Here is a 24,919-nt window from a genome sequence, read left to right as displayed (position 1 = left end):
AGCGGGCCAACCGGCCTGCCGGGTTTACGTGTTGCATACTGTCCGGACTCTTTCCCCGGAAGCGTGCGTTCCTGTAGCCCTGTGTGCGGAGGTGTTCGCCTCCCTCGCCTCGGCAGGTCGGGAGAGCACATGCTCCACTCCGTCCGGCACCGCGCCGCCCTGCCCCGGGCGGGCGCGGTGGTCACCGCACTCGTGCTCTCACTGTCCGCCGGGGGACCGGCCCAAGCCGCCACGGCGCTCCCGGCGCCCGCCGGCACGACGGCGACGCAACTGAGGGCCACGCACTCGACGGCCGCCGGCTCGACCGCACCCGACTCGCCGGCCGCCGACCCGACGCCGGCGACCGTCACCGTGGACGACTCCGTGCGGGGGAGCGGCCGCGACCAGTTCGACTACCGGGGCTCCGGCTGGGGGCACGCGACCGGCGAGGGCGGGCCCGCCCAGCCGTACCAGGGCACCAACAGCTGGACCGACCACAACGGCGACTCGGTCGACTTCGTCTTCACCGGCACGCGGCTCACCCTGCGCGGCATCACCGACCCGGGGCACGGCATCGGTGCCGTCTCCGTGGACGGCGCGGCCCCCGCCGACATCGACTTCTACAGCGCCACCCGCACCGGCGACGTCCCGCTGTGGACCAGCCCCACCCTGCCGGACGGCCACCACACCTTCACCCTGAGCTGGACCGGACGCAAGAACGGGGCCGCGACCGGCACCGCGGTGACCCTCGACCGCGTCGACTTCACCGGCGAGGCGCCCGTGCCCGGCACGACCGACATCACCGTGGACGGCACCGGCACCGGACGCACCTTCGACGGCATCGGCGCCATCAGCGGCGGCGGAGGCAACTCCCGCCTGCTCATCGACTACCCCGAGCCGCAGCGCAGCCGGATCCTGGACTACCTCTTCAAGCCCGGCTACGGCGCCTCCCTGCACCTGCTCAAGGTGGAGATCGGCGGCGACACCAACTCCACCGACGGGGCCGAACCCAGCATCGAACACATTCGGGGCACCGTGAGCTGCGACAGCGGCTACGAGTGGTGGCTCATGGAGCAGGCCAGGAAACGCAACCCCGACATCAAGCTCTACGGCCTCGCCTGGGGCGCCCCCGGCTGGATCGGCAACACGGACAACTCCCCGGGCGGCGGCCACTTCTGGTCCCAGGACATGCTCGACTACCTGACGGCCTGGCTGGGCTGCGCCCGCCAACACGGCCTGTCCATCGACTACCTGGGCGGCTGGAACGAACGCGGCTACGACACCGGGTGGTACGAGAAGCTGCACGCGGCGCTCGCCGCCCGGCACCTTCCGACCCAGGTCGTCGCCGCCGACTCGGGGCTCGACGTCGCCGACGCGATGGTCTCCGACCCGAAGTTCGCCGACGCCGCCGACGTCATCGGGGTGCACTACCCCTGTGAGGGCGGGGACGGCGGCAGCGCGAACACCTGCTACAGCTCCGACAACGCGCAGGCCACCGGCAAGCCGCTGTGGGCCAGCGAGAACGGCTCCCTGGACGAGAACGCCGGTGCCGGCGCGCTGATCCGCTCGATCACCCGCGGCTACCTCGACGGCAGGTACACCGCCTACCTCAACTGGCCGCTGCTGGCGGCGGTGTACCCCAACCTGCCGTACGACACGGTGGGTCTCGCGGTGGCGAACCAGCCGTGGTCCGGGGCGTACGACATCGGCACCAGCCTCTGGACCACCGCGCAGGTCACCCAAGTCACCCGACCCGGATGGAAGTTCGTCGACAAGGCCAGCGGCTACCTGGGCGGGGACCGCGCGAACGGCAGCTACGTCACGCTGAAACCGGCCGACGACTCGGCGTACAGCACCATCGTGGAGACCTCCACCGCGAACAGCGCGCAGAGGGCGGACTTCACCGTCTCCGGCGGCCTGCCGACCGGCGCCGTGCACATCTGGGCCACCGATCTCGCCCCGGGCGGCAGCGGCTTCGTGCACACCGGGGACGAGGTCCCCGTGGACGGGCACTTCTCCGTCACCCTCCAGCCCGGCCACGTCTACTCGCTGACCACCACCACCGGCCAGGGGCACGGCGCGGCCGTCAGCCCGCCCGAAAGCCACCTGGCGCTTCCCTACCGCGACTCCTTCGAGCGGCACACGTTGGGGCGGGAGGCGGCGTACCTCTCCGACATGCAGGGCTCGTTCGAGACCGCGCGCTGCGGCGGAGGCCGCGCGGGCCGCTGCGTCCGCCAGATGGCCGCGCAGCAGCCGATCGAGTGGCAGGACGACAGCGACGCGTTCGCCCTCATCGGCGACACGAACTGGCGCGACTACACGGTCAGTTCGGATGTCTACATGGAGCAGTCCGGCACCGTCGAACTTCTCGGGAGGGCGGGCGAGCAGCAGCGGCCCCAGTCCCATCAGGCGGGTTACTTCCTGCGGGTCGGCGACACCGGCAGGTGGTCCGTGGTCAGGAGCGACACCCGCGGCCGGCTGACCACCCTCGCCGACGGCACCACCCACACCCTGGGCACCCACCGCTGGCACACGCTGGAGCTGGGCTTCAGCGGCACCACGATCACGGCGAGCGTCGACGGCGGACGGGTCGGCGCGGTGGACGACTCCGCGTACCGGACCGGACAGGCCGGCGTCGGCGTGGTCGGCTACCGGACCGACGAGTTCGACAACCTGCGCATCCGCCCCGTACGGCATCCCGCCGTCTCGCCGGCCGTGCTGGGCGCCTACCTGCCCCCGACGGTCCGCCGAGGCGAGTCGGCCACCCTGGCGGCCACCTTCTCCGTGCCCGCGTCGGGCCGCGCGGCGAACGGCCTCACCCTCGGGCCCGGCGCCCCGGCCGGCTGGAAGGCCACCCCCGTCACGCCGGTCACTTTCCGGAGGGTCGCCCCCGGCCACTCGGTCACCGCGCGCTGGACCGTGACCGCTCCGACCGCGGCCGACACCCCGGTCGCCACCACCTTCACACCGCTCGGCACGTACACCCGCGACGGCGTACGGCACTGGACGTACGGCACCGCGAGCACCGAGGTGCCGATCCCGCCGCCCACCGGAAACCCGTACCTGAGCGACCTGTCCTTCGTGGCCGACAGCAATGGCTGGGGCCCGGTGGAACGGGACCGCGCCAACGGCGAGCAGGCGGCGGGCGACGGGAAACCCCTCACGATCCGCGGCACGGCTCACACGAAGGGCCTCGGCGTCCACGCCGACAGTGACGTCGCGTTCTTCCTCGGCGGCGCCTGCACCCGGTTCACCGCCACCGTCGGCGTCGACGACGAGGTCGCCCCGTACGGCTCGGTCACCTTCGCGCTCGTCGCCGACGGCCGGACACTGACCACGACCCCCGTATTGACCGGCAGCTCACCACCCCTGCCCCTGGACGCGGACGTGACCGACGTCCAGCGACTGCGCCTGGTCGCCCTAGACGCCGGCGACGGCAACGCCCACGACCACGCCGACTGGACGGACGCCCGACTCGACTGCACGCGATAGCCACCCCACCCCGACGAACGAGGGCCACCGGGACCCGCGTGGTGCCCCCGCCCGATTCGCCCCCTCGCGGCACAGTGGGGGCATGGACGACCACGGCATGAATCTGTTGGCTCAGGGGCGGGTCGCGGCGCGGTTGCCGGCACGGGATCTGGGGCGGGCTCGGCGGTTCTACGCCGAGAAGCTCGGTCTGGAGCCCGTCGACGAACGGCCCGGTGGGCTGCTGTACCGGTGTGGCGGGGTGGACTTCGCCCTGTTCCTGTCGGCGGGGGCCTCGCCCGGCACCTTCACCCAGATGGGCTGGGAGGTCGCCGACCTCGCGGCGGTCGTGAGCGAGCTCCGACGGCGTGGCGTGACCTTCGAGGAGGTCGACGCGCCCGGCCTCCGTACCCACGACGGCATCGCGGACATCGAGGGCAACTACCCGAGCAAGGGCGCGCGGGGCGAACGCGCAGTCTGGTTCCGGGACAGTGAGGGCAACCTGCTGGGGATCGGCCAGCCGGTCGTCTGAGCCGTAGCGGCGCAGGGGCCGGCCCTCGGCGACCGGACCGGTCACGAATGGAGAAGCGCGGGTCACCGGGTCGCGGATACCGTGACCCGACCGAGCCGTGACCGGTCGGAGCGCGCGGATCGAGTCGGGCGACACCGGAAAGAGGGAGACACGATGGGCATGGCCTCGAGGACGGACACGCGGTCGCCTGCGCCGCACGACGCCGACAGCCACGATCTGATCCGGGTGCACGGCGCACGGGTGAACAACCTCAAGGACGTCAGCGTCGAGATCCCCAAGCGGCGGCTGACGGTGTTCACCGGCGTGTCCGGCTCGGGCAAGAGCTCGCTCGTGTTCGGGACCATCGCCGCCGAGTCGCAGCGGATGATCAACGAGACCTACAGCGCCTTCGTGCAGGGCTTCATGCCGACGCTGGCGCGGCCCGAGGTCGACGTCCTCGATGGGCTGACGACCGCGATCATCGTCGACCAGCAGCGGCTGGGCGCCGACCCCCGCTCCACGGTCGGCACCGCCACCGACGCCAACGCGATGCTGCGCATCCTCTTCAGCCGGCTGGGCGATCCGCACATCGGCTCGCCGCAGGCGTTCTCCTTCAACGTCGCCTCCGTCCAGGCGAGCGGCGCGTACAAGGTGGACCGCGGCGCCGACAGGACCAGGACCGTCAAGCGGACCTTCACCCGCACCGGCGGCATGTGCACGCGCTGCGAGGGCCGGGGCACCGTCTCCGACATCGACCTCACACAGCTCTACGACGACTCCAAGTCGATCGCCGAGGGCGCCTTCACCATCCCCGGCTGGAAGTCGGACAGCTTCTGGACCGTCCGCGTCTACGCCGAGTCGGGCCTCCTCGACCCGGACAAGCCGATCCGCACGTTCACCAAGAAGGAGATGCACGACTTCCTCTACCGGGAGCCCACCAAGGTGAAGGTCGAGGGCGTGAACCTCACCTACGAGGGGCTGATCCCGAAGATCCAGAAGTCGTTCCTCTCCAAGGACCGGGAGGCGATGCAGCCGCACATCCGTGAGTTCGTGGACCGTGCGGTCACCTTCACCACCTGCCCCGAGTGCGACGGCACCCGGCTCAGCGAGGCCGCCCGTACGTCACGGATCGGCAAGATCAGCATCGCCGACGCGTGCGCGATGCAGATCAGCGACCTGGCCGACTGGGTCCGCGGCCTGGACGAGCCCACGGTCGCGCCGCTGCTCACCGCGCTGCGGCAGGCCCTCGACTCGTTCGTGGAGATCGGCCTCGGCTACCTCTCCCTCGACCGTCCGTCGGGCACCCTGTCGGGCGGCGAGGCGCAGCGCGTCAAGATGGTCCGCCACCTCGGTTCCTCGCTCACCGACGTCACCTACGTCTTCGACGAGCCCACCATCGGTCTGCACCCCCATGACATCGAGCGGATGAACGGCCTGCTGCTGCGCCTGCGGGACAAGGGCAACACGGTGCTCGTGGTGGAGCACAAGCCGGAGACGATCCGGATCGCCGACCACGTCGTGGACCTCGGCCCCGGCGCCGGTACGGCGGGCGGCACCGTCTGCTTCGAGGGCACCGTCGAGGCGCTGCGGACCGCGGGCACCGTCACCGGCCGCCACTTCGACGACCGGGCCTCCCTGAAGCAGACGGTGCGCACTCCCACCGGCACCCTGGAGGTCCGTGGCGCGAGGAAGCACAACCTGCGCGACGTCGACGTCGACATCCCGCTCGGGGTGATGGTCGTCGTCACCGGGGTCGCCGGTTCCGGCAAGAGCTCCCTCGTGCACGGGTCCGTCCCGGCCGGCGCGGGGGTGGTGTCGGTCGACCAGGGCGCGATCCGTGGCTCCAGGCGCAGCAACCCGGCGACGTACACCGGGCTGCTCGACCCGATCCGCAAGGCGTTCGCGAAGGCCAACGGCGTCAAGCCGGCCCTGTTCAGCGCCAACTCGGAGGGAGCCTGCCCCACCTGCAACGGCGCCGGGGTCGTCTACACCGACCTGGCGATGATGGCGGGCGTCGCCACCACCTGCGAGGAGTGCGAGGGCAAGCGGTTCGAGGCGTCGGTCCTCGACCACCACCTCGGTGGCCGTGACATCAGCGAGGTCCTCGCGATGTCCGTGACCGAGGCCAGGGACTTCTTCGCGGCCGGCGAGGCGAGCACGCCCGCCGCGCACCGCGTCCTGGACCGCCTCGCCGACGTCGGCCTCGGCTATCTCAGCCTCGGCCAGCCGCTCACCACGCTGTCCGGCGGCGAGCGGCAGCGGCTCAAGCTGGCCGGCCACATGGGCGAGAAGGGCGGCGTCTACGTCCTGGACGAGCCGACGGCGGGGCTGCACCTCGCCGACGTCGAGCAACTGCTCGGCCTGCTCGACCGGCTCGTGGATTCCGGCAAGTCGGTCATCGTGGTCGAGCACCACCAGGCGGTGATGGCGCACGCCGACTGGATCATCGACCTCGGGCCGGGCGCCGGTCACGACGGCGGCCGTGTCGTCTTCGAGGGCACCCCCGCCGACCTCGTCGCCGCCCGCTCCACCGTCACCGGCGAACACCTCGCCGCCTACGTCGGCGCCTGACGCGGCACGCTCCGGACGGCGGCGCCTTCCCGTACGACGACCCCACCTGAGCGGCCGGCTCAGGGCTCGGCGAGCGGCTCAGTGACCGCCCCAGCGTTCTGCCCGGCGCTTCGACGCAGCGCCGGGTCAGGACGCACAGGGGCAACAGGGCGGCGAGGAAGGCCACTTCGAGTACGAGGTTGTCCCGCCGCCACCGGCCGATCGTGCCGTCGGTCACCGCCAGCAGCACCGGATGCACGAGGTAGAGCGAGTAGCTGATCGCGCCGAGTCCCGTCAGCCCCCGCCAGACGCGGCGGCGGCGTGCCGCCCACCCGGCACCGAAGGTGAGCACGGCCAGCAGGAACGCGACGATCCAGCCGAGCCGGGTGGCGGAGGTCCCGTCGCCGTACCCGTACGCGCTGCCCACCGCGCAGGAGACCACCACGGCAGCCGTGGCGGCCGTCCGCCGCCGGCTGCTCTGCCCGTGGTCCGCCCGGTACACGGCGGTCCCGAGGAACATCACGGCGAGGATCACCAGGCCCTCCCAGAGCGGAACCGTGCCGTCGCACGCGACCAGGACGAGCGCGAGGGCCCCGCCGAGGAGGCCGCCGGCGACCCGCGGCACGGGCGACCCGGCGCTCGCGCCGCAGACGGCGATCACGAGCACGACCGAGACGCAGACGGTCAACGGGCCGGCACCCACCGCCGCGGCGAGAGCCGATGGCGCCACCCCGCCTTCCGTCCTCCCGCTCGCGGCGGCGAGCGCGGCTACCGCGGCGAACCCGGCCAGCGTGACGGCGGCCGTCGTCGAACGCCGGTGCAGACGGACCGTGAACAGTGCCACGACCAGCAGATAGAAGGCCATCTCGTAGGACAGCGTCCACAGGACGAGCAGGACGCCGGGCGTCCCCAACAGCTCCTGGAGCATAGTGAGATGGGCGAGCGCGACGGTGAGGGGGCGCTGCCCGGCGACGTCGGTGCGGACGGCCGCGACGCCCAGCAGGCGCAGGGCCAGGACCGAGGCGACGGCCACCGCCCACATCGGGTAGATGCGGAACACCCGGCTGATCCAGAACGTCCGGACACAGCCCCCGCGTTCGAGCGACGCCGGAATGATGTAGCCGCTCACCAGGAAGAACACCATGATGCCGTAGCGGCTGGTGCTGAAGTACGGCGTCAGCGCCTGCCGCGTCTGCGCCAGGAAGGCGTACGAGGAGTGGTCGAACACCACGACGAGTGCCGCGACGCCCCGCAGGGCGTCCAGCCAGCCGAGCCGTCCCGCAGCGGCCCGCGTGACGGACACGGGCCGCCGCGACGGCGAGTGGGCCGGCGACGGCTCCGACAACGGGGCTGCGGGCAGCGGGAGTTCCCCGCCAGTGGCGGACAACGGCGGCACGGGGAGCGGAGGTTCCACGAATTTGACAGCTCCTAGTCCGTCGGCCCGGTGTCCGTCGGCCTGCCGGCCGTCGGCCCGGTGTGCGTCGGCCTGCCGGCCGTCGGCCCGGTGTGCGTCGGCCTGCCGGCCGTCGGCCCGGTGTGCGTCGCGCCGGTGTCAGGCGTGACCGGTGTACCGTGCGCGCAGGACCCGTCCTCCCGCGACCTGACCTCGGCCAGTCTCACCGGCTCGGGGCGTTCCAGGTTCTCGAAGACGAGCACACTGCCCCGGCGCAAGGTGACCGACCAGGCGCGCAGCGGAACGGAACGCCCCTGCTTCGTCACCTCCAGGACCTTCACGGGCGGGCCGCTCCACGAGGTCCGCGGGATCCGCGAGCCGCACGGGGCCGCGGGCAGGCGCACGTGCACCCGGATGCCCCAGGGGCGCACCCGCCGGGCCAGTTCGTGCTGGGACGCGATGCCCATCCCCGGGTCCTTGATGGTGAGTGTGACGGTGCCGTCGCCGTGGCGCTCCACCGCGTACGCCGTCGAGCCGGCCGGTGAACCGGGCACGACCACGGCGGCGAGCCCGGCCAGCAGACACGCCGCCGCGCCGACCGCGATCCGGCGCCCGGTGAGTAGCCGGCGCGGCGAACGGCGCGGGTCGCCGCCCCCCGCCGTGTCCTCGGCGAGCCCCGCCTCGGGCGCCCGGGCCTCCCGGTGCTCGATCTCCCGCTTCAGCTCCGCCAGCAGCCGGTCCTCGAACGTGGTCCTGCTCATGCCTCTCCCCCCAGGACGTACAGAAGGGCCGCGTCCGGTGTCGCGGCCTGTGGGCAGCCCGGCGGCGCGGTCGCCGCGCCGGCCTCCTCCCGCAGGGCCTTGCGGGCCCGGTGCAGCCGGACCCGGGCGGTGACCTGGCGGATGCCCAGCGCGGCGGCCGCCTCCGTGACGGTCAGCTGGTCCACCGCGATCAGTTCCATGACGGCCCGTTCACCTTCGGGAAGCCTCGCCAGTGCCGCCCACACCCGCCGTCCCGGGCTCTCCGCGTCGACCTTGTCCTCGAGCCGGGAGATGTCGTCGGGCTCCAGCAACCGCCGCCCGCGGAACCGGAGATCGCGTTCCGCCTCGCGGGCGATCCGGCGCCGCTCCGACGACACGACGTTGCGTGCGATGCCGTAGAGCCAGGCGGTCTCGCTGCCGAGGCCGGGACGGTAGGAGTCGGCCGAGTCGAGGACGGCGAGGAAGATCTCGGCCGTAAGGTCGGCCGCGGTGTGCGGGTCCTCGACGCGCCGGGCCACGAAACGCAGCACCGCGTCCACGTGGCGCCGGTAGAACTCCTCGAAGAGCCGCGGATCCCGTACCGCCGCGGCCGGCCCGCCCCGTAACCGCTGCGTCCGCTGTTTTCGCTCCGCGCCACTCACAGGTGTCTCCCTCTCGTCAAAGGCTCCCCGCGGTCCGCCTCCTCCTCGCCGGAGGTCCACCGGAGGTCCGCGCACCCACTTCACCGGTTCTTGGGCCGGCGCGCGGAAAGCGTTACACCCGGCGCGAGGGTGCGTGCCCCGCCGCTCGTGGCCCGCGTCGCGATCCCGCGCGACACCCCGTGCGGGGCCGCAGGTCAGGGGGTCACAGGCGGATGACCACCAGGGCGCTGTCGTCGGTGTTCCCGGCGGGCGGGAGAAGGTCCGTCAGGAGACGGTCGGACAGGATCTCGGGATCCTCGTCCCGGTGGCGGGTGAGGGAGTCGGCGAGGCGGGCCAGGCCGACGTCGATGTCCTCCGTACGGCGTTCGATCAGTCCGTCGGTGTAGAGGACCAGGGTGGCGCCCTCGGTGAAGGCTGTGCTCGCCTGGGGGCGGGGGATGTGTTCGGGGCGGGCGCCGAGGGGCGGATCCGTGGCCTGGTCGAGGAAGACCACGCTGCCGTCGGGGTGCAGCAGCGCGGGAGGCGGATGGCCGGCGCTGCTGTAGGTGATGATGTGGCTGCCCCAGTCGATGAAGGTCTTCACGGCGGTGGTCGACTCCGCGCCCTCGACGTAGCGGGCGTACATCCCGAGGACGTCCAGCGCCTGGGCGGGGCCCTCGGCCACGCGCGCGGCCGCGCTGAGGGCGCTGCGCAGCTGTCCCATGACGCAGGCCGCTCTCAGGCCGTGTCCGACGACGTCGCCGACGGCGATCCCGACGCGGTCGCCGTCGCCGGGCAGGTCGACGAGGTCGTACCAGTCGCCGCAGACGTTCAGCGCGTCGGTGGCCGGCCGGTAGCGGACGGCCACCCCGTGGTGTCCCACGGGGCCGGGCGCGGGAAGCAGCGCCTCCTGCAGGGCGAGGGCGACCTCGCGCTCGCGGGCGTGGGCATGGCGCAGCCGCTCGTTGACCTCCTGGAGTTCACGGGAGCGGGTGTAGAGCTCCGCTTCGAGGACGCGGGCCATGCTGGTGTCGCTGCCCGGGCCGCCGCGGGCCCGGATGAGGCCGGTGACCTCCTCCACCCGGTGCACGATGAGCGTCACCCGCCCGTCGGCGTCGAGGACGGGGGCGTTGACCGGGCTCCAGTAGTGCTCCTCCCAGTGGCCGGGCCGGGCGGTGTCCTCGATGTCGTAGCGGAGCAGCGCCATCGTGTCGCGTTCGCCGGTGGCCACCGCGCGGAGCATCGACTCCCGGGTCTCGCGCATGCCGGCCGCGGCGGGGTCGTGCGGGTTCTCGGGGAAGACCTCGAAGATGTAGTGGCCCAGCAGTTGTTCGCGGGTGCGTCCGGCCAGCCGCAGGAAGTCGTCGTTGGCGTCGGCGTACACGAGGTCGGGGGTCAGCAGGGCCACCATGCCGGGCAGGGCCTGGAAGACGGCCGCGTAGTCGATCTGTGGTTCCTTCATGCAGTGCCCGCCTCGACAAGAGCCATCATGATGTGATTTGCCATGATAGGAGGGCACCTGACCGGGAGTGGATCACTCCGCGTCATGGGTCCCGGCGGCCGGCTCCGGTCTCCGGCGAGCGGTCTCGCCCACCTCGCGACGAGCCGTGTGCCGGCTCCGTGCCGCGAGGACGCCGGCCGGGAGGTGGGGTCACCGCAGCGGTCGTGCCGCGGGGCCGGGGCGGACGGTGACGTCGGAGGGCGTGAGCGCGGCACGGTCGTCCGCGCACTCCACCACCACCCGCACCGGGGCACCGCAGTCGCTGTGCCGGATGTCGAGGACCGACCCGTCCGGATCGCCGTCGTACGCCTCGCCCCACTGCCGGAGCGCCACGAGGACGGGCCACAGGTCCCAGCCCTTGCGGGTCAGCCGGTATTCGTGGCGTGCGCGGCTGCCCGGCTCCCGGTACGGCACGGCCTTCAGGATGCCGGCCGCCGTGAGCGTGCGCAGCCGGTCGCTGAGGACCGCCTCCGACAGGCCGATGTGGCGCCGGAACTCGTCGAACCGGCGGACCCCGTTGCTGGCGTCCCGCAGGATGAGCAGCGTCCACTTCTCCCCGACGACGTCGAGCGTGCGCTGGACCGGGCAGTTCTCCGTGCTTGTCTCGAGCCACGTCATGAGGTCATCGTAGGACCTGGCTTCGTCATTGACAGTCAGGTGACGCCACGGCTAGCTTCGGATCACGAAGCCAGGCCGGAGGTACAGGATCGTGGGACGTTCGCGTACGTACGAGTGGGAGGACCCCGCGATCGCGGCGGCCGCCGCCGGACGGAGTTCCGGGCTGGAGATGATGCGCGACCTGCTGGCGGGGCGCCTGCCCCGGCCCCCGGTCATGGCCACCCTGGACATCGCCCTCGACGAGGTGGAGGACGGCCGCGCGGTCTTCTCGATGATGCCGGGGGAGGAGCACTACAACCCCATCGGCAGCGTGCACGGCGGGGTCTACGCCACGCTCCTCGACTCGGCGGCCGGCTGCGCCGTCCACTCCACGCTGCCGGCGGGCACGGGCTACACCTCGCTCGACCTGACCGTGAAGTTCCTCCGGCGGATCACGGTGGACACCGGCAGGGTCCGCGCCATCGGCACGGTCCTCAACCGGGGACGCCAGACCGCGCTCGCACAGGCCCAACTGGTCGACGAAGACGGGCGTCTGCTCGCCCACGCCACCAGCAGCATCATGCTCATCCCGCTGACGGCTGACGGCTGACGGCTGACGGCTGACGGCTGGCCGCGCCCTGAGCCGCGACCGCGTGTCCGGCCTCCGGTCCGGGCCTCGGGCCCGCTCCCTGAACCCAACGGGCCCGGAAGTCAGGGCGCGTGCCTGGACGCCCAACGGGGTCAATGCTGCTCTTCACGGTCGGAGCGGGGCACGCTGACGGCCAGGAGGGCGGTGTCGTCGTCCACCCCGGTACCGAGGGTGTCGAGGAGGTCGCGGATCGCGGAGATGGTGTCCTCGGCGGTGGTGGGGGCCAGGGTGCGGCCGAGATCGAGGAGGGCGTCGTCTCCGTAGCGGTCGCCGGCGACGGCGGTGCGGGCCTCGGTGAGGCCGTCGGTGTGCAGCAGCAGGGTGTCGCCCGGGTCGAGGCGGAAGGTGGTGGTGGCGATGCGGGCATCGGGCAGCACGCCGATGAGCTGGCCGCCGGGGGTGGCCACGAAGTCGGCGCTGCCGTCGGGGCGCATCAGCAGGGCCGGCGGGTGGCCGCCACTGGCCAGGGTGATCCGGAAACCTCCGTGGTCGCCGTCCGGGGTGAGCAGGCCGTAGATGACGGTGCAGAACCGGGGGTCGTCGCCGTTGTACTCGTGGCTCAGGACGGTGTTGAGATTGCCCAGCACGGTGGCCGGGTCCCGGTCGTAGACGGCGGCGGCGCGCAGGGTGTAGCGGGCCAGGGAGGTGACGGCCGCGGCCTCGGCGCCCTTGCCGCACACGTCGCCCAGGAACATGCCCCAGGTCCCGCCGCCGAGTGGGAACAGGTCGTAGAAGTCGCCGCCGACCTCGTCGACCGAGGCGATGTGGTAGTGCGCGGCCACGTTCAGTCCGGGGACGTCTGCCAGACGGGGCGGCAGCAGCGTCTCCTGCAAGGTGGTGGCCAGTTGCTGGAGGCGTTCGCGTTCCCGCTCCGACTCCTTGCGGGCGCGCAGCAGCTCCTCTTCGTAGGCCCGGCGGTCGCGTGCGTCGAAGACGGTGGTGCGGATCAGCAACGGCTGGCCGTCGCTGCCGGTCTTGACCGTCGAGGTCACCAGGACGGGCAGCCGGCTGCCGTCGGCGGCCTTGAGTTCCAGGGCGATGCCGCTGATCTCGCCCCGCATGCGCAGCAGCGGCGCGAAGTGCGTCTCGTGGTACAGGCGCCCGCCGACGGTCAGAAGGTCGGAGAACTGCCTGCGGCCCACCAGGTCACCGCGCTCGTAGCCGAGCCAGCGCAGCAGCGTGGTGTTGACCTTGGCGATCCGCCCGTCGAGAAGAGTGGAGAGGAAACCGCACGGGGCGTACTCGTACAGGTCTTCCGCGCTGTCCTCCAGCAGGGCGGAGAACAGCGCATCGTCGCCCGCCCGGTCCTCGGAGGCGGCGCCGTCGTCCTTGTCGTCACCGGTGCGGCACATCATCGTCGTCTTCCCCCGTACGCGGCGTTGATTTGTGCGGCCTTCCGCGGGGCGCTGAGCAGGGGGCAGCACCCGGTGGCGTTCAGGGTGAGCGGCAGCCGCCGCGGAGAACCGGTGGGAAAGGTCTCGTCGTCCATCCTGGGTACTCGCATCCTTCAGCGAACCTACGTGATGCCCGGGGTGATCGTAGGGGCGACTTCTCCCCGCTCGTCGAACCCGATCGGCGGGATCGCCCACGCCAGGTTCCCGGGCGCTCTTCAGGTATGTCGGGCCAGCGCTGCGTCCAGCTGGGCTCCGACGGCTTCCTCCAGCGGCGCCCCCTGAGCGTGCTTGACGATCTGCTCCGCGATACCGGACAGCTTGGTGTTGGTGCGCTGGGACACCTCGCGCAGCACCACGAACCCGTCCTGAGGGTCCAGACGACCCATGCACACGAGGACCCCGATGGCCTGATCGACGACCGCGTGCGAACTCAGCGCACGGTGCAGCTGCTCGTTCTCCCGCCGAAGCCGCTCGTTCTCCCGCGCCAGGTCGACGGCGGGGGGTGAGGCGGGCTCCCGATCACAGGACATACGGATCACCGGGACTGCCGACGAATGGGAACATACCCATGCCCCTTCCCGGCTTTCCCTGCCTGAAATCCCGGGCACGCGAGTCCCGGAACAGGTGGCGTCCCGATGGTGGCAGCTCACCCGAACGGCCTCTTCTGCCGGGCCCTGACGTGCGGCGTCACCTGTTCGGCCGCACGCTGGGCCTACGCCACTCGCGGTACGCCACCTCTGTGATCACAGCTCCGTCGGGAGGCACCGTGATCCTGATCGCCCTGCTTGTTCCGGTCGTGCTTCTGCTGATGACGTTCGCACTCGACGCGTTCGAGACCTTTCTGTTCCCCCCGGCCGAACCCCCACCGCCGGACAGCGTCGAAGACTGAGGACGCGATCCAGCCTCGGAGACCGGGGACGCGATCGAAGGGGTTGGCCGGAGCGGTCACACGCGAGCCGCCGGAGACGCTGAAGGTCCAGGGCGGCGGCGACACGGTCAACCTGACCCCCAGTACCGGCTGACCGGTCCGGGCCTGACACGACGCTCGCCCCCGCACCCATCAGAGGCGGGCGTCCGGCACAGGATCCCACCGGCCGGGGTCCCCGAGCCGCACCGCCGAGACCCGCCCGCAGAATGTCGCCCGTCCCGGACCGCCGGTCATGAACCGTACTCGCCGTCAGCCTGCCCCGCGGCCCCTGTCAAGGCCCGACGCCGCCGGACTCCGGGACCCATCAGGGGGCGGACGGCGGGATGTTGGCCACGTCACGGCACCCGCCGCCGTACCCACCCCATGCAGTACGGTATTCAACATTCGGCCCGCGTGGTCAGGTGGCATCAAGGAGAACGCCGTGACACTGGAGGCAGCCGGGGTCACCGGTGCCGACGAACGGGCACCCGCCCGTGCTCAGCCGACCGACGTCACCGTGCCGGCGTCGGCCCGTCGCGTCCGTGTGACGACGGCTGACCGCCACGCGCCTGCGAAGGGCGCGGCAGGCGGCGCGCCGCGGGCGGGTGCGGAACCCGGTGGTCCATGTCCGGCCGCCGCTTGGCGACACGCCCCCCGCGCGGCAGGGCCTTTCGGCACTCGGCCCCCACGGGCGGGAGAATCACGGGTATGAGCATGTCGCCAGCGGCCCCCAACCTGTCCGGCCGGACCGAGTGCGGCAACGAGTTGCGCACCCCCCTGCGCGACTTCCTCAGAACCGAGACCGGCAGCGCCGTCATCCTGCTGTTCGCCGCGGTCACCGCCCTGGTCTGGGCGAACACGGGCCCCGGCACCTGCGAGGACTTCTGGCACACCCACCTGTCGGTGCACCTGGGCTCCGGCGGAGTCTCCCTCGACCTGCGGGAATGGGTGAACAGCGGGCTCATGTCACTGTTCTTCCTCGTCGTCGGCCTCGAAGCCCGCCGCGAGTTCGACATGGGCGAACTGCGCGAACGCAGCCGTGTCACCCTCCCGCTGCTGGCCGGCGTCAGCGGAATGATCGTGCCCGTCGCCATCTACCTCGCCGTCAACGCCGGGCACTCCTCCCTGCACGGCTGGGGCGTGGCGATGTCGACCGACACCGCCTTCGCCCTGGGCATGCTGGCCCTGCTCGGTGACCGTCTCCCCGGCGGGCTGCGCATCTTCATCCTGACCGTGGCCGTGGTCGACGACTTCGTGGCCCTGGTCGTCATCGCCGTCGCCTACAGCGGCCCCATCCGGTGGCCGGCCCTCCTGGTGGCGCTCGGACTGTTCGGCGTGATCCTCCTGGTGCGCGCCGGGGGGATCCGGCGCGGCGCCGTGTACGCACTGCTGGCCACGGCGACCTGGGTGGCCCTGCTGAAGTCCGGTGTCGACCCGGTGGTCGTCGGCCTGGCCATGGGACTGCTCACCTACGCCTACCCCGCCAGCCGCAGCGACCTGGAACGCGCGAGCGGCCTGTTCCGCCTCTTCCGTGAGCAGCCCACCCCGGAACTCGAACGCGAGGTACGCCTCGGGCTCGCCTCCACGCTCTCCCCGAACGAACGTCTGCAACGCATTTACCACCCCTGGACGAGCTTCGTCATCGTGCCGCTGTTCGCCCTCGCCAACGCCGGCATCACTCTCAGCGCCGGGCAGCTCGCCGACGCCTTCGCCTCGCCCGTCACCCTGGGCATCCTCCTCGGCTACGTACTGGGCAAGCCGCTGGGCGTCTTCGGCGTGTCCTGGCTGACCTCGCGACTCAGCCACGGCCGCCTGCACCCACCGGTCGGCTGGGGTGCGACCCTCGCCGGCGGGTCCATCGCCGGTGTCGGCTTCACCGTCTCCCTCCTCATCGGCACCCTCGCCTTCTCGGGGCAGCAGCTCGCCCAGGCCAAGGTGGGCATCCTGAGCGCGGTGCTCTGCTCGTTCGCCCTGACCTGGGTCGTCACCCGGGTCATCGGCTTTCTGCCGGGACGCTCACGCAGCCGCGCCCTGCTCGGAACGGGCGAGTGGATCATCGACCTGGCGGTGCCGGTCGACAACGACCGCGACCACATCCGCGGACCGCTCGACGCCCCCGTGACCGTCGTGGAGTACGGCGACTTCGAATGCCCCTACTGCGGGCTCGCGGAACCCGTCATCCGCGAACTGCTGGCCGGCTTCGGCGACGTCCGCTACGTCTGGCGGCACCTGCCCCTGGAGGACGTCCACCCGCACGCCCAACTCGCCGCCGAGGCGGCCGAGGCGGCGGGCGACCAGGGCGACTACTGGGACATGCACGACCTGTTGATCACCCACCAGGGCGACCTCAGGGCCACCGACCTGATCCGCTACGCCGGGCAGCTCGGCCTCGACACCGCCCGGTTCCGCAAGGCGCTGCGCGAGCACACCGGCGCCCCGCGCGTCGCCGAGGACGTGGAGTCCGCCGACCTGAGCCAGGTGTCCGGAACACCGACGTTCTTCGTCAACGGGCGCCGCCACCACGGCGCGTACGACATCGCCGGCCTCTCCGCGGCCGTACGAGCCGCGAAGGAACGGGCCGCGCTCACCTGACCGCACGGCCCACCGGCCTCAGCGCGTCCGGCGGATATTCGCTGGACTTCCCCCGCGCGGACGCCGACCGTGGGAGGAATGCAGCAGGAGGACATCTGGAACACCGAGGCCGCCCAGGACTACGACACACCCGGGACCGGCATGTTCGCACCCGAGGTGCTCGGGCCGACCGTGGACCGTCTGGCCGAACTCGCGGGAACCGGCGCGGCGTTGGAGTTCGCCGTCGGCACCGGCCGGGTGGCCGTCCCGCTCGCGGCCCGGGGGGTGCCCGTCACCGGCATCGAGCTGTCACGGCCGATGGTGGAACGCCTGCGCACCAAGGCGGACGAGACGACGATCCCGGTGATCATCGGAGACATGGCCACGACGACCGCCCCGGGCGCGTACACACTGGTCTACCTCGTCTTCAACACCATCTCCAACCTGCTCACCCAGGCCGAGCAGGTCGCCTGCTTCCGCAACGCAGCCCGCCACCTCGCGCCCGGCGGCCGATTCGTCGTCGAACTGTGGGTGCCCGAGCTGCGCAGACTGCCACCGGGGCAGAAGGCCACCGTCTGGCGGTCCGAACCCGGCTACATCGGCCTGGACACCTACGACGTCCTGAACCAGCGGATCGTCTCGCACCACTTCCGGTTCGGCGACACCGGACAGGCACGGCTCGCGCGCAGCCCCCACCGCTACGTCTGGCCCGCCGAACTCGACCTCATGGGCCGGCTGGCGGGACTGGAGCTGGAGACCAGGCACGCCGACTGGTCCGGCACGGAGTTCACCGCCGAATCGGGCTCCCACGTCTCCGTCTACCGCGTGCCGCCGGTGACGGACGGCGCGGACCGCGCCTGAGCACAACCGGCCCACCAGCGCGTCCCGTTGTCGCCACCGGACAATCGTCCCCGCCGGGGATATCCGGTTGTGTCGGCGGAACGATCCGCCCTACGGTGAGGTCACTTCGACGAGACGCTCCCCGGAAGTACGCCGCAGAGCGGGAGCGTCCCACCTCACCGAGGTGCCGGAGGGGCGGCAGGTGTCCTTGTCGACCCTTCCTTCCGGAGGTCTCCGCCATGAACGTCGGTATCGGTCTGCCCATCGGCGACCCCACCACCCTGCTCACCTGGGCCCAGCGCGCCGACGCCGGACCCTTCAGCACACTCGGCCTGCTCGACCGGCTCGTCTACGACAACCCGGAACCCCTCGTTGCGCTGGCCGTGCTCGCCGGCGCGACCTCCCGCGTCCGCGTCCAGACCGAGGTGCTGCTCGCCCCGCTGCGCGACACCGCCCTCCTCGCCAAGCAGGCCGCCACCCTGGACCGGATGACCGGCGGCCGTCTGGTGCTCGGCCTGGGGATCGGCGGCCGTGACGACGACCACCAGGTCACGGGCGTCGACATGCGCACGCGAGGCCGGCGCCTCGACGAGCAGATGGCGGTGCTGCGCCGCCTGTGGTCCGGAGCGCCGTACGGCGGCGGCGCCGGCCCGATCGGCCCCGCGCCCGCCCGGCCCGGCGGCCCCGAGGTGCTGTTCGGCGGCTTCAAGCCCGTCGCGCTGGAGCGCGTCGCGCGCTTCGGCGACGGCTTCCTCTCCGCCGCGGCACCGTCCTGGGCGGGCGGCCTGTTCGACACGGTCCGCGGGTTCTGGAAGGAGTACGGCCGCGACGGCGAGCCGCGTCTCGTCGCGCAGGTCAACGTCGCGCTCGGCCCGGAGCAGGTGATCGACGACGCCCGCTCCCGCATGCACGGGTACTACGCCTTCACCGGCATGGCCGACCGGATGGTCGCCGGAACACTCACCACGCCCGCCGGGATCCGCGCCGCGATCACGGCCTTCGGCGACCTCGGCGCGGACGAGGTGATGCTCTACTGCTACGGCCTCGACCCGCACCAGGTCGACCGTCTGGCGGACGCGCTGTGACCGTCTGAACCGGTGACCGCGGCCGTCCGGGGACGGACGGCGGCGGTCACCGCGGGCGTCCGGGGACGCGCGGCGGCGGTCACTGCGGGCGGCGCAGCCCCGCGATGAGGAGTTCGACCAGTCGGCGCGCGTCATAGCGGGGGTCGCTGTCCGCACCGATGCACAAGTTCCCGACGCCACGCATGAGTTCGATGGCCCTGAGGTCGGTGCGGATCTCGCCGGACTCGGTCGCCGCGTCGAGGAGGCGGGTGCAGACGGGCACCAGGCGGTCGAGGAAGTAGGCGTGCAGCGTCTCGAACCCGGCGTTGTCGGCCTGGAGGACGGCGGCCAGCCCGTGCTTGGTGACGAGGAAGTCGACGAACAGGTTGATCCACCGGCCGAGCGCGGTGTACGGGGTCGGGCTGCTCGCGAGCAGGGCGGGGCCCGCCTCGGCGCAGGCCTCGACCTGGTGCCGGTAGACGGCGACGATGAGGTCCGCCCGGGTGGGGAAGTGGCGGTAGATCGTGCCCGTCCCGACGCCCGCCTTCGCCGCGATGTCGCGTACCGGCGCCTCCACGCCGGCCGTCACGAACACGGCGGCGGCCGCGTCCAGCAGTGACTCCTTGTTGCGCTGGGCGTCCTTGCGCTGGGACCGGGCCGTGGCCTCCGCGCCCGCGTCGCTGTCGCTCACCGTTCCGCTCCTTCCGCCCCGGGGTTGATAAACGGAACGTTGTTCCGTATCGTTAACGGAACGAGGTTCCGTTTGCTCATGATGTCAGAACGGAAGCCCGACAACCAAGCCATGCACCGCCCATGATTCACCCTTGCTGGAGGAACACGGTCATGCAGTACCGCACTTTGGGCCGCACCGGTGTGCAGGTCAGCTCCCTCGCGCTCGGCGCGATGAACTTCGGCGCGATCGGGCGCACCACCCAGGACGAGGCCACCGCCATCGTCGACGCCGCGCTGGAGGGCGGCGTCAACCTCATCGACACCGCCGACATGTACGGCGCGGGCGAGTCGGAGGAGATGGTCGGCAAGGCCATCGCCGGCCGCCGCGACGACATCGTGCTGGCCACGAAGGCGACCATGCCCATGGGGGAGGAGCGCAACCACCGGGGCAGCTCGCGCCGCTGGCTGGTCACCGAACTGGACAACAGCCTCCGCCGCCTCGGCGTCGACCACGTCGACCTCTACCAGATCCACCGCTGGGACCCCACCACCAGCGACGAGGAGACCCTGTCGGCGCTGACCGACCTCCAACGCGCCGGAAAGATCCGCTACTTCGGCTCCTCGACCTTCCCCGCGTACCGCATCGTGCAGGCACAGTGGGCCGCCCGCGAGCACCACCTGAGCCGCTACGTCACCGAACAGCCCAGTTACTCGATCCTGCAGCGCGGCATCGAGACCCATGTCCTGCCCGTCACCGAGGAGTACCGGCTCGGCGTGCTGGCCTGGAGCCCGCTGGCCTCCGGCTGGCTGTCTGGCGCGATCCGCGCGGGCCGGGACATCACCACCAGCCGCTCGGCGTTCATGCCCCAGCGCTTCGACACCACCCTCCCCGCCAACAGGGCCCGGCTCGACGCCGTCGAACGGCTCGCCGTGGTCGCGGACGAGGCCGGCCTGACGATGATCCAGCTCGCGCTCGGCTTCGTCACCGCGCACCCGGCCGTCACCAGCGCGCTCATCGGCCCGCGCACCCTCGACCACCTCCACTCCCAACTCGCCGCTGCCGAAACAGTGTTGTCCGCCGACGTACTCGACGCGATCGACGCGATCGTCGCGCCCGGAACCGACCTTGCGGCCGACGAGAAGTTCGACACCCCGCCCGCGCTGCTGGACCCGTCCCTACGCCGCCGCTGACCCACCGGCCCCCGCATCTCCTTCGTAGCCAGCGGGCCGCTCTTCTGCTTCGCCGGCCGACGCGGGCCGTGCTGCCGTTCACACGCCGACGCGGGCCGTGCTTCTCCTCCGCACCCCCACGCGCTTGCGCATACCGTTCACGCACCGCTTCGAGCCGTGCTTCTCCTCCGTACCCCGACGCGACCGCGCTCGCCGTGCACACGCCGCTGCGAGCCGCGCTTCCCCTTCCCACGCCGACGCGCCCGCGCGCCCGGAACACGCTGGACTCGCCGTCCGCGTCGACCGGATGGACCGGTCGGCGCCGCCGGTGACGAAAGGACTGACGACACCATGCCCCACACCTCCCGGCCCCGGTTCGGGATCATGACCGCCCCCATGCAGGTCGACTACCAGGACATCCTGCGGGTCTGGCGCGAGGCGGACGACATCCCCGCGATCGAGCACGCGTGGCTGTTCGACCACCTCCTGCCGATCGGCGGCGATCCGGACGGCCCGATCCACGAGGGCTGGACGCTGCTCTCGGCGCTCGCCGCCCAGACCCGCCGACTCCGGCTCGGCCTGCTGGTGACCAGCAACCGGTTCCGGCCACCCGCGATGCTGGCCAAGATCGCCACCACCGTCGACGTCGTCTCCGGCGGACGGCTCGACTTCGGCATCGGCGTCGGCTCACGGCCCAGCCCTCCGCAGGCCCGGCGGGAGTACCCGGCGTACGGCCTGCCCTTCCACGACACCGCGCACGCCGTGGGGAGCCTCGCCGAGGCCTGCACGGTGATCCGGCGGCTGTGGACCGAGGACAAACCGTTCGACTTCGACGGCACCTACGTCCAGCTCACCGGCGCGTTCGGCAACCCCAAACCCGTGCAGCGCCCCCACCCGCCCGTCCTCATCGGCGGACGCTCCGCCGCGACCCTGCGCGTGGTCGCCGAGCACGCCGACCTGTGGAACATCCCGGGCGGAGACATGGACGACGTCGTCCGCCGCAGCGCACTGCTGGACCGGTACTGCGCCGACATCGGCCGCGACCCCGCCTCGATCACCCGCTCGATCCACCTGGCCGTCTCCTACGACCGGCCTGACGTCACCCGGGAAGCGATCGGGGCCGCGATCGGTGCCGGCTTCGGCCACATCGTCCTCGGGCTGCCCTCGCCGTACCCGGTCGGTGTCGCCCGGTGGGTCGCCGAGGAGCTGATCGACACGTCGGCGTGAACACCCGGGCCGTAGTGGCCGGGAGCGCGGTGCCGCGAGGGCGGCCGGTCCGGCCGGGAGAGGCGACTGCGACAATCCGATCATGGACACAGGGGGCACGGGGAGTAAGGGCGACACGGTGACCGGGACCCGGGCGGAGGCGGCGGCGTTCGCGCGGGGCAGGCCGGCCCTCGGCCCGGGGTGGGAGCTGCGTGCCGCGGCGGTGGCCGACGTCGAGGAGATCGCGGAGTTGCGGGCCACCGTCCTGCGCGCCGATCTGGAACGCCTCGGACGCTACGACGCACACCGGGTGCGGCAGCGGCTGCGCGACTCCTTCTCCCCGCGGCACACGTCCGTCGTGCTGGTCGGCGGTGAACTGGCGGGGTGCGTCGCCGTACGGCCCGCCGAGGACCGGCAGTGGCTGGAGCACTTCTACCTGGCTCCACGCCACCAGGGCCGGGGGCTCGGCTCCGCCGTACTGCGCGCCGTGCTGGAGCGGACCGACGCGCAGGGCCTGACCGTCGGGCTGAACGTCCTGCGGGGCAGCGCGGCCCGCCGGCTCTACGAGCGCCACGGCTTCGTAGTGGAATCCCAGGACCCGGTCGACGTCTTCATGGTGCGCCGGCCGACGTGCCCTTGAAAGGCCCCGACCGGGAGATCACAAAGGTGACACCAGGGGCGGCCCGATGGGGCGGGCCAGGGGCCCCGTCACTACCATCGGAGCCCAAGACAACCATTTCGACCGGCTCATGGGAGAGCCGGTCGGGGTCGCCGATGCCGGGGTCCGCTCCCCGGGCTGCGGTGATCTTCCTGCCCAGGAGGACCCCCCGCATGTTTCGACGTATCGGGAACACTGTCGTCCGACATCCCGTCTGGACGATCGTGGCATGGCTCATCGCGGCGCTGGCGATCGTCGCCACCGCCCCGAGCCTGCCTTCGAACAGCGATGAGAGCAGTTTCCTGCCCAAGAGCTACGAGTCCATCAAAGCGGCGGCTCTCCAGGAGAGGGCGTTCCCCAGCGCCTTCACCCCGTCCGCGATCGCGCTGTACCAGCGTTCCGACGGCGGCAAGCTCACCGCCGCCGACAAGAAGGACGTCGCCCGGATCACCACCGAGCTGGGCGAGAAGAACATCGACCAGGTGCAGAAGGTCGTCCCAGGCCAACCGTCCGAGGACGGCAGATACGCGCTCACCCTGGTCCAGATGGACAGCAAGAACGCCGGTCAGCCCAAACAGGCGGACGCGGCCAAGGTGTTGCGGGAGGACGTCAAGCAACTCACCAAGGGCACGGACCTCGACGTCAAGCTCGGCGGCTCCGCCGCACAGGCCCTTGACCAACAGGACTCGTCCAAACGCGGTCAGGCACTGATCGGGATCGGCACCTTCCTGATCATCCTGGTGACCATGCTGATCATTTTCCGGGCGCCGATCCTGGCCGTACTGCCGCTGATCCTCATCGGTGTGGTGGCCGCCATCGCCAACGGGCTGATCGCCTACGCCACCAAGCTGTTCGACCTCCAGGCCAACAGCTCGGTCTCCTCGATCCTCATCGTCGTGCTCTTCGGCGTGGGCACCGACTACTTCCTGTTCCTGATGTTCCGCTACCGCGAACGCCTGCGAGCCGGGGACGAGTCGAAGCAGGCGATGATCAACGCGGTGGGCCGGGTCGGTGAGGCCATCGCCTCGGCGGCCGGAGCCGTCATCATCGCCTTCCTGGCGCTCATCCTGTCCACGCTGGGCTTCCTGAAGCAGATGGGTCCGGCCCTGGCCATCGCGGTCGGCGTCACCCTGGTGGCAGGTCTGACCCTGGTCCCGGCCGTGGTCTCGCTCATCGGGCCGAAGGTGTTCTGGCCCTCGAAGTCCTGGCAGCGCGAGCCGGAGAACGCCCGGTTCGCCGCCCTCGGCCGCGGAGTGCAGCGCCGCCCGGCCCTGACCACCGCGGTCTCCGGCCTGGTCCTGGTCGCGCTGTCGCTCGGCGTGTTCGGCTACAACGCCACCTTCGACCTGGCCTCGGGCTCCATGCCGAAGACCAAGGAGTCGATGGTCGTCCAGGACGACATGCAGAAGGCGTACTCGGCGGGGGCCGCCGCACCCACCGACGTCTACCTGTCGAGCACCGACGCCAGCCCCCTGGACAAGGCCGCCTTCGCCGCGTACGCCAAGAGCCTCGGCGCCGTCGACGGTGTCGCGAGTGCCCGCATGACGCAGGTCAACAAGGACGGCACCACCGCGGACTTCACGGTCACCCTCAAGTACGAGGCGTCCACGGACCAGGCGATCGACACCGTGGGCAGGGTGCGGGACGTCGCGCACTCCGACGCCCCCAGGGGCACCGAGGCCCTCGTCGGCGGCATGTCCTCGATCTACAAGGACATCGACACGGCGGTCAACCACGACTACCGGACGGTCTTCCCCGTCGCCGCGATCCTGATCATGGTCATCCTGGGGCTTCTGCTGCGCAGTGTGGTCGCCCCGCTGTACCTGATGGCCTCGGTGGGGCTCGGCTTCGGCGCGACCCTCGGTGCCACCGTGTGGATCTTCCAGGACGGGCAGGGACACTCGGGCCTGATGTTCATGCTGCCCGTGATCATGTATCTGTTCGTGGTCGCGATCGGCACCGACTACAACATCCTCATGATCGCCCGGCTCCGTGAAGAGGCCCGCGAGGGCCGGAGTCCGCGCGAGGCCGCCGGCATGGCGTTGCGGCACGCGGGGCCCACCGTGGCCGCGGCGGGCTTCATCCTCGCGGCGACCTTCGCCACGATGATGCTGGCGGGCAACGCGCTGCTCACGGAGATGGGTTTCGCCGTCTCCTTCGGTATCGCCGTCGCCGCCTTCGTGATGGCGATGTTCTTCACCCCGAGCCTCACCGCGCTGATCGGCCACGCGGCGTGGTGGCCGGGGCACGCGGACCGGGCCCGGAACGCGCCGGCCGGCACGGAGGCCGAACCCGTCGGTCCCGGACCGGTCACCGGTGAGGACCGGGACGCACTCGCGCACGATCCCTCGGGACGGCGCGGCTAGCCGCCCGGGCTCTGCCCGCAGCCGTGTGCCGTCACCGTCCGG

At 71.8% G+C, this 24,919-nt stretch carries 20 protein-coding genes; 12 read left to right on the top strand and 8 right to left on the bottom strand.

Annotation, left to right across the window (positions count from 1 at the left end; all coding sequences use genetic code 11):
• The first annotated feature begins 129 nt into the window (after positions 1 to 129).
• From ABZT03_RS28560 to ABZT03_RS28550, 3 genes are all read left to right on the top strand, one after another.
• Positions 130 to 3,471 (top strand): NPCBM/NEW2 domain-containing protein, encoded by a 3,342-nt coding sequence (locus tag ABZT03_RS28560; RefSeq protein WP_356044398.1) that lies wholly within the window; start codon positions 130 to 132, stop codon positions 3,469 to 3,471.
• Between the two features lie 82 nt (positions 3,472 to 3,553).
• Positions 3,554 to 3,979, top strand: a complete 426-nt coding sequence (locus ABZT03_RS28555; RefSeq protein ID WP_356044395.1) for a VOC family protein — start codon at positions 3,554 to 3,556, stop codon at positions 3,977 to 3,979.
• Positions 3,980 to 4,132: 153 nt separating this feature from the next.
• The gene (locus ABZT03_RS28550; RefSeq protein ID WP_356044393.1) at positions 4,133 to 6,529 is read left to right on the top strand and encodes an excinuclease ABC subunit UvrA; all 2,397 of its coding nucleotides are present in this window, start codon (positions 4,133 to 4,135) and stop codon (positions 6,527 to 6,529) included.
• On the opposite strand, the gene ABZT03_RS28545 is transcribed toward ABZT03_RS28550, so the two are convergent.
• From ABZT03_RS28545 to ABZT03_RS28525, 5 genes are all read right to left on the bottom strand, one after another.
• The gene (locus tag ABZT03_RS28545; RefSeq protein ID WP_356044487.1) at positions 6,492 to 7,811 is read right to left on the bottom strand and encodes an acyltransferase; all 1,320 of its coding nucleotides are present in this window, start codon (positions 7,809 to 7,811) and stop codon (positions 6,492 to 6,494) included. The two genes, ABZT03_RS28550 and ABZT03_RS28545, sit on opposite strands and share 38 nt — an antisense overlap.
• 125 nt (positions 7,812 to 7,936) lie before the next feature.
• Positions 7,937 to 8,662, bottom strand: a complete 726-nt coding sequence (locus ABZT03_RS28540) for a hypothetical protein (protein ID WP_356044390.1) — start codon at positions 8,660 to 8,662, stop codon at positions 7,937 to 7,939.
• Entirely contained in the window at positions 8,659 to 9,303 is a 645-nt protein-coding gene (locus ABZT03_RS28535; RefSeq protein WP_356044387.1) for a sigma-70 family RNA polymerase sigma factor, read from the bottom strand. Before ABZT03_RS28535 ends, ABZT03_RS28540 begins: the two co-directional genes overlap by 4 nt.
• Positions 9,304 to 9,505: 202 nt before the next feature.
• Entirely contained in the window at positions 9,506 to 10,744 is a 1,239-nt protein-coding gene (locus tag ABZT03_RS28530; RefSeq protein ID WP_356044384.1) for a SpoIIE family protein phosphatase, read from the bottom strand.
• Positions 10,745 to 10,933: 189 nt separating this feature from the next.
• Positions 10,934 to 11,401 (bottom strand): helix-turn-helix domain-containing protein, encoded by a 468-nt coding sequence (locus tag ABZT03_RS28525; protein WP_356044381.1) that lies wholly within the window; start codon positions 11,399 to 11,401, stop codon positions 10,934 to 10,936.
• A 91-nt stretch (positions 11,402 to 11,492) separates the two neighbouring features.
• On the opposite strand from ABZT03_RS28525, the gene ABZT03_RS28520 reads away from it, so the two are divergent.
• Complete coding sequence (locus tag ABZT03_RS28520) at positions 11,493 to 11,990, top strand: PaaI family thioesterase (protein WP_356044378.1); 498 nt, start codon at positions 11,493 to 11,495, stop codon at positions 11,988 to 11,990.
• A gap of 131 nt (positions 11,991 to 12,121) precedes the next feature.
• Here the strand turns inward: ABZT03_RS28520 and ABZT03_RS28515 are convergent, their stop codons facing one another.
• Complete coding sequence (locus ABZT03_RS28515; RefSeq protein WP_356044484.1) at positions 12,122 to 13,381, bottom strand: SpoIIE family protein phosphatase; 1,260 nt, start codon at positions 13,379 to 13,381, stop codon at positions 12,122 to 12,124.
• 257 nt (positions 13,382 to 13,638) lie between these two features.
• Entirely contained in the window at positions 13,639 to 13,953 is a 315-nt protein-coding gene (locus ABZT03_RS28510) for an ANTAR domain-containing protein (RefSeq protein WP_356044375.1), read from the bottom strand.
• A 236-nt stretch (positions 13,954 to 14,189) separates the two neighbouring features.
• Between ABZT03_RS28510 and ABZT03_RS28505 the strand changes: the two genes are divergently transcribed.
• From ABZT03_RS28505 to ABZT03_RS28490, 4 genes are all read left to right on the top strand, one after another.
• Positions 14,190 to 14,312 carry a hypothetical protein gene (locus ABZT03_RS28505; protein ID WP_356044373.1) on the top strand — a complete coding sequence of 41 codons (123 nt, stop codon included), beginning with the start codon at positions 14,190 to 14,192 and terminating at the stop codon, positions 14,310 to 14,312.
• Positions 14,313 to 15,044: 732 nt separating this feature from the next.
• Positions 15,045 to 16,922, top strand: coding sequence for a Na+/H+ antiporter NhaA (gene nhaA, locus ABZT03_RS28500; RefSeq protein ID WP_356044481.1), 1,878 nt, complete (start codon positions 15,045 to 15,047; stop codon positions 16,920 to 16,922).
• A 78-nt stretch (positions 16,923 to 17,000) separates the two neighbouring features.
• Positions 17,001 to 17,762 (top strand): class I SAM-dependent methyltransferase, encoded by a 762-nt coding sequence (locus ABZT03_RS28495; protein WP_356044372.1) that lies wholly within the window; start codon positions 17,001 to 17,003, stop codon positions 17,760 to 17,762.
• Positions 17,763 to 17,980: 218 nt separating this feature from the next.
• Positions 17,981 to 18,826, top strand: coding sequence for an LLM class flavin-dependent oxidoreductase (locus ABZT03_RS28490; protein WP_356044370.1), 846 nt, complete (start codon positions 17,981 to 17,983; stop codon positions 18,824 to 18,826).
• Positions 18,827 to 18,905: 79 nt separating this feature from the next.
• On the opposite strand, the gene ABZT03_RS28485 is transcribed toward ABZT03_RS28490, so the two are convergent.
• Positions 18,906 to 19,496 carry a TetR/AcrR family transcriptional regulator gene (locus tag ABZT03_RS28485; protein WP_356044367.1) on the bottom strand — a complete coding sequence of 197 codons (591 nt, stop codon included), beginning with the start codon at positions 19,494 to 19,496 and terminating at the stop codon, positions 18,906 to 18,908.
• 152 nt (positions 19,497 to 19,648) lie between these two features.
• Here ABZT03_RS28485 and ABZT03_RS28480 point away from each other — a divergent pair, with 152 nt between their 5' ends.
• The 4 genes from ABZT03_RS28480 to ABZT03_RS28465 all read left to right on the top strand — a co-directional run bounded on the left by ABZT03_RS28480 (position 19,649) and on the right by ABZT03_RS28465 (position 24,877).
• On the top strand, positions 19,649 to 20,668 hold the full coding sequence (locus ABZT03_RS28480; protein ID WP_356044364.1) for an aldo/keto reductase: 1,020 nt from the start codon (positions 19,649 to 19,651) through the stop codon (positions 20,666 to 20,668).
• Between the two features lie 330 nt (positions 20,669 to 20,998).
• On the top strand, positions 20,999 to 21,874 hold the full coding sequence (locus ABZT03_RS28475) for an LLM class flavin-dependent oxidoreductase (RefSeq protein WP_356044362.1): 876 nt from the start codon (positions 20,999 to 21,001) through the stop codon (positions 21,872 to 21,874).
• Between the two features lie 82 nt (positions 21,875 to 21,956).
• A complete protein-coding gene (locus ABZT03_RS28470; protein ID WP_356044359.1) occupies positions 21,957 to 22,493 on the top strand; it encodes a GNAT family N-acetyltransferase in 537 nt (178 codons plus the stop codon).
• Between the two features lie 191 nt (positions 22,494 to 22,684).
• Positions 22,685 to 24,877 (top strand): MMPL family transporter, encoded by a 2,193-nt coding sequence (locus ABZT03_RS28465; RefSeq protein ID WP_356044357.1) that lies wholly within the window; start codon positions 22,685 to 22,687, stop codon positions 24,875 to 24,877.
• The last annotated feature ends 42 nt before the right edge of the window (positions 24,878 to 24,919 follow it).

The sequence above is a fragment of the Streptomyces sp. NPDC005574 genome (assembly GCF_040605435.1).
Classification (GTDB): Bacteria; Actinomycetota; Actinomycetes; order Streptomycetales; family Streptomycetaceae; genus Streptomyces.
This window is presented reverse-complemented; position numbering and strand designations above follow the sequence as displayed.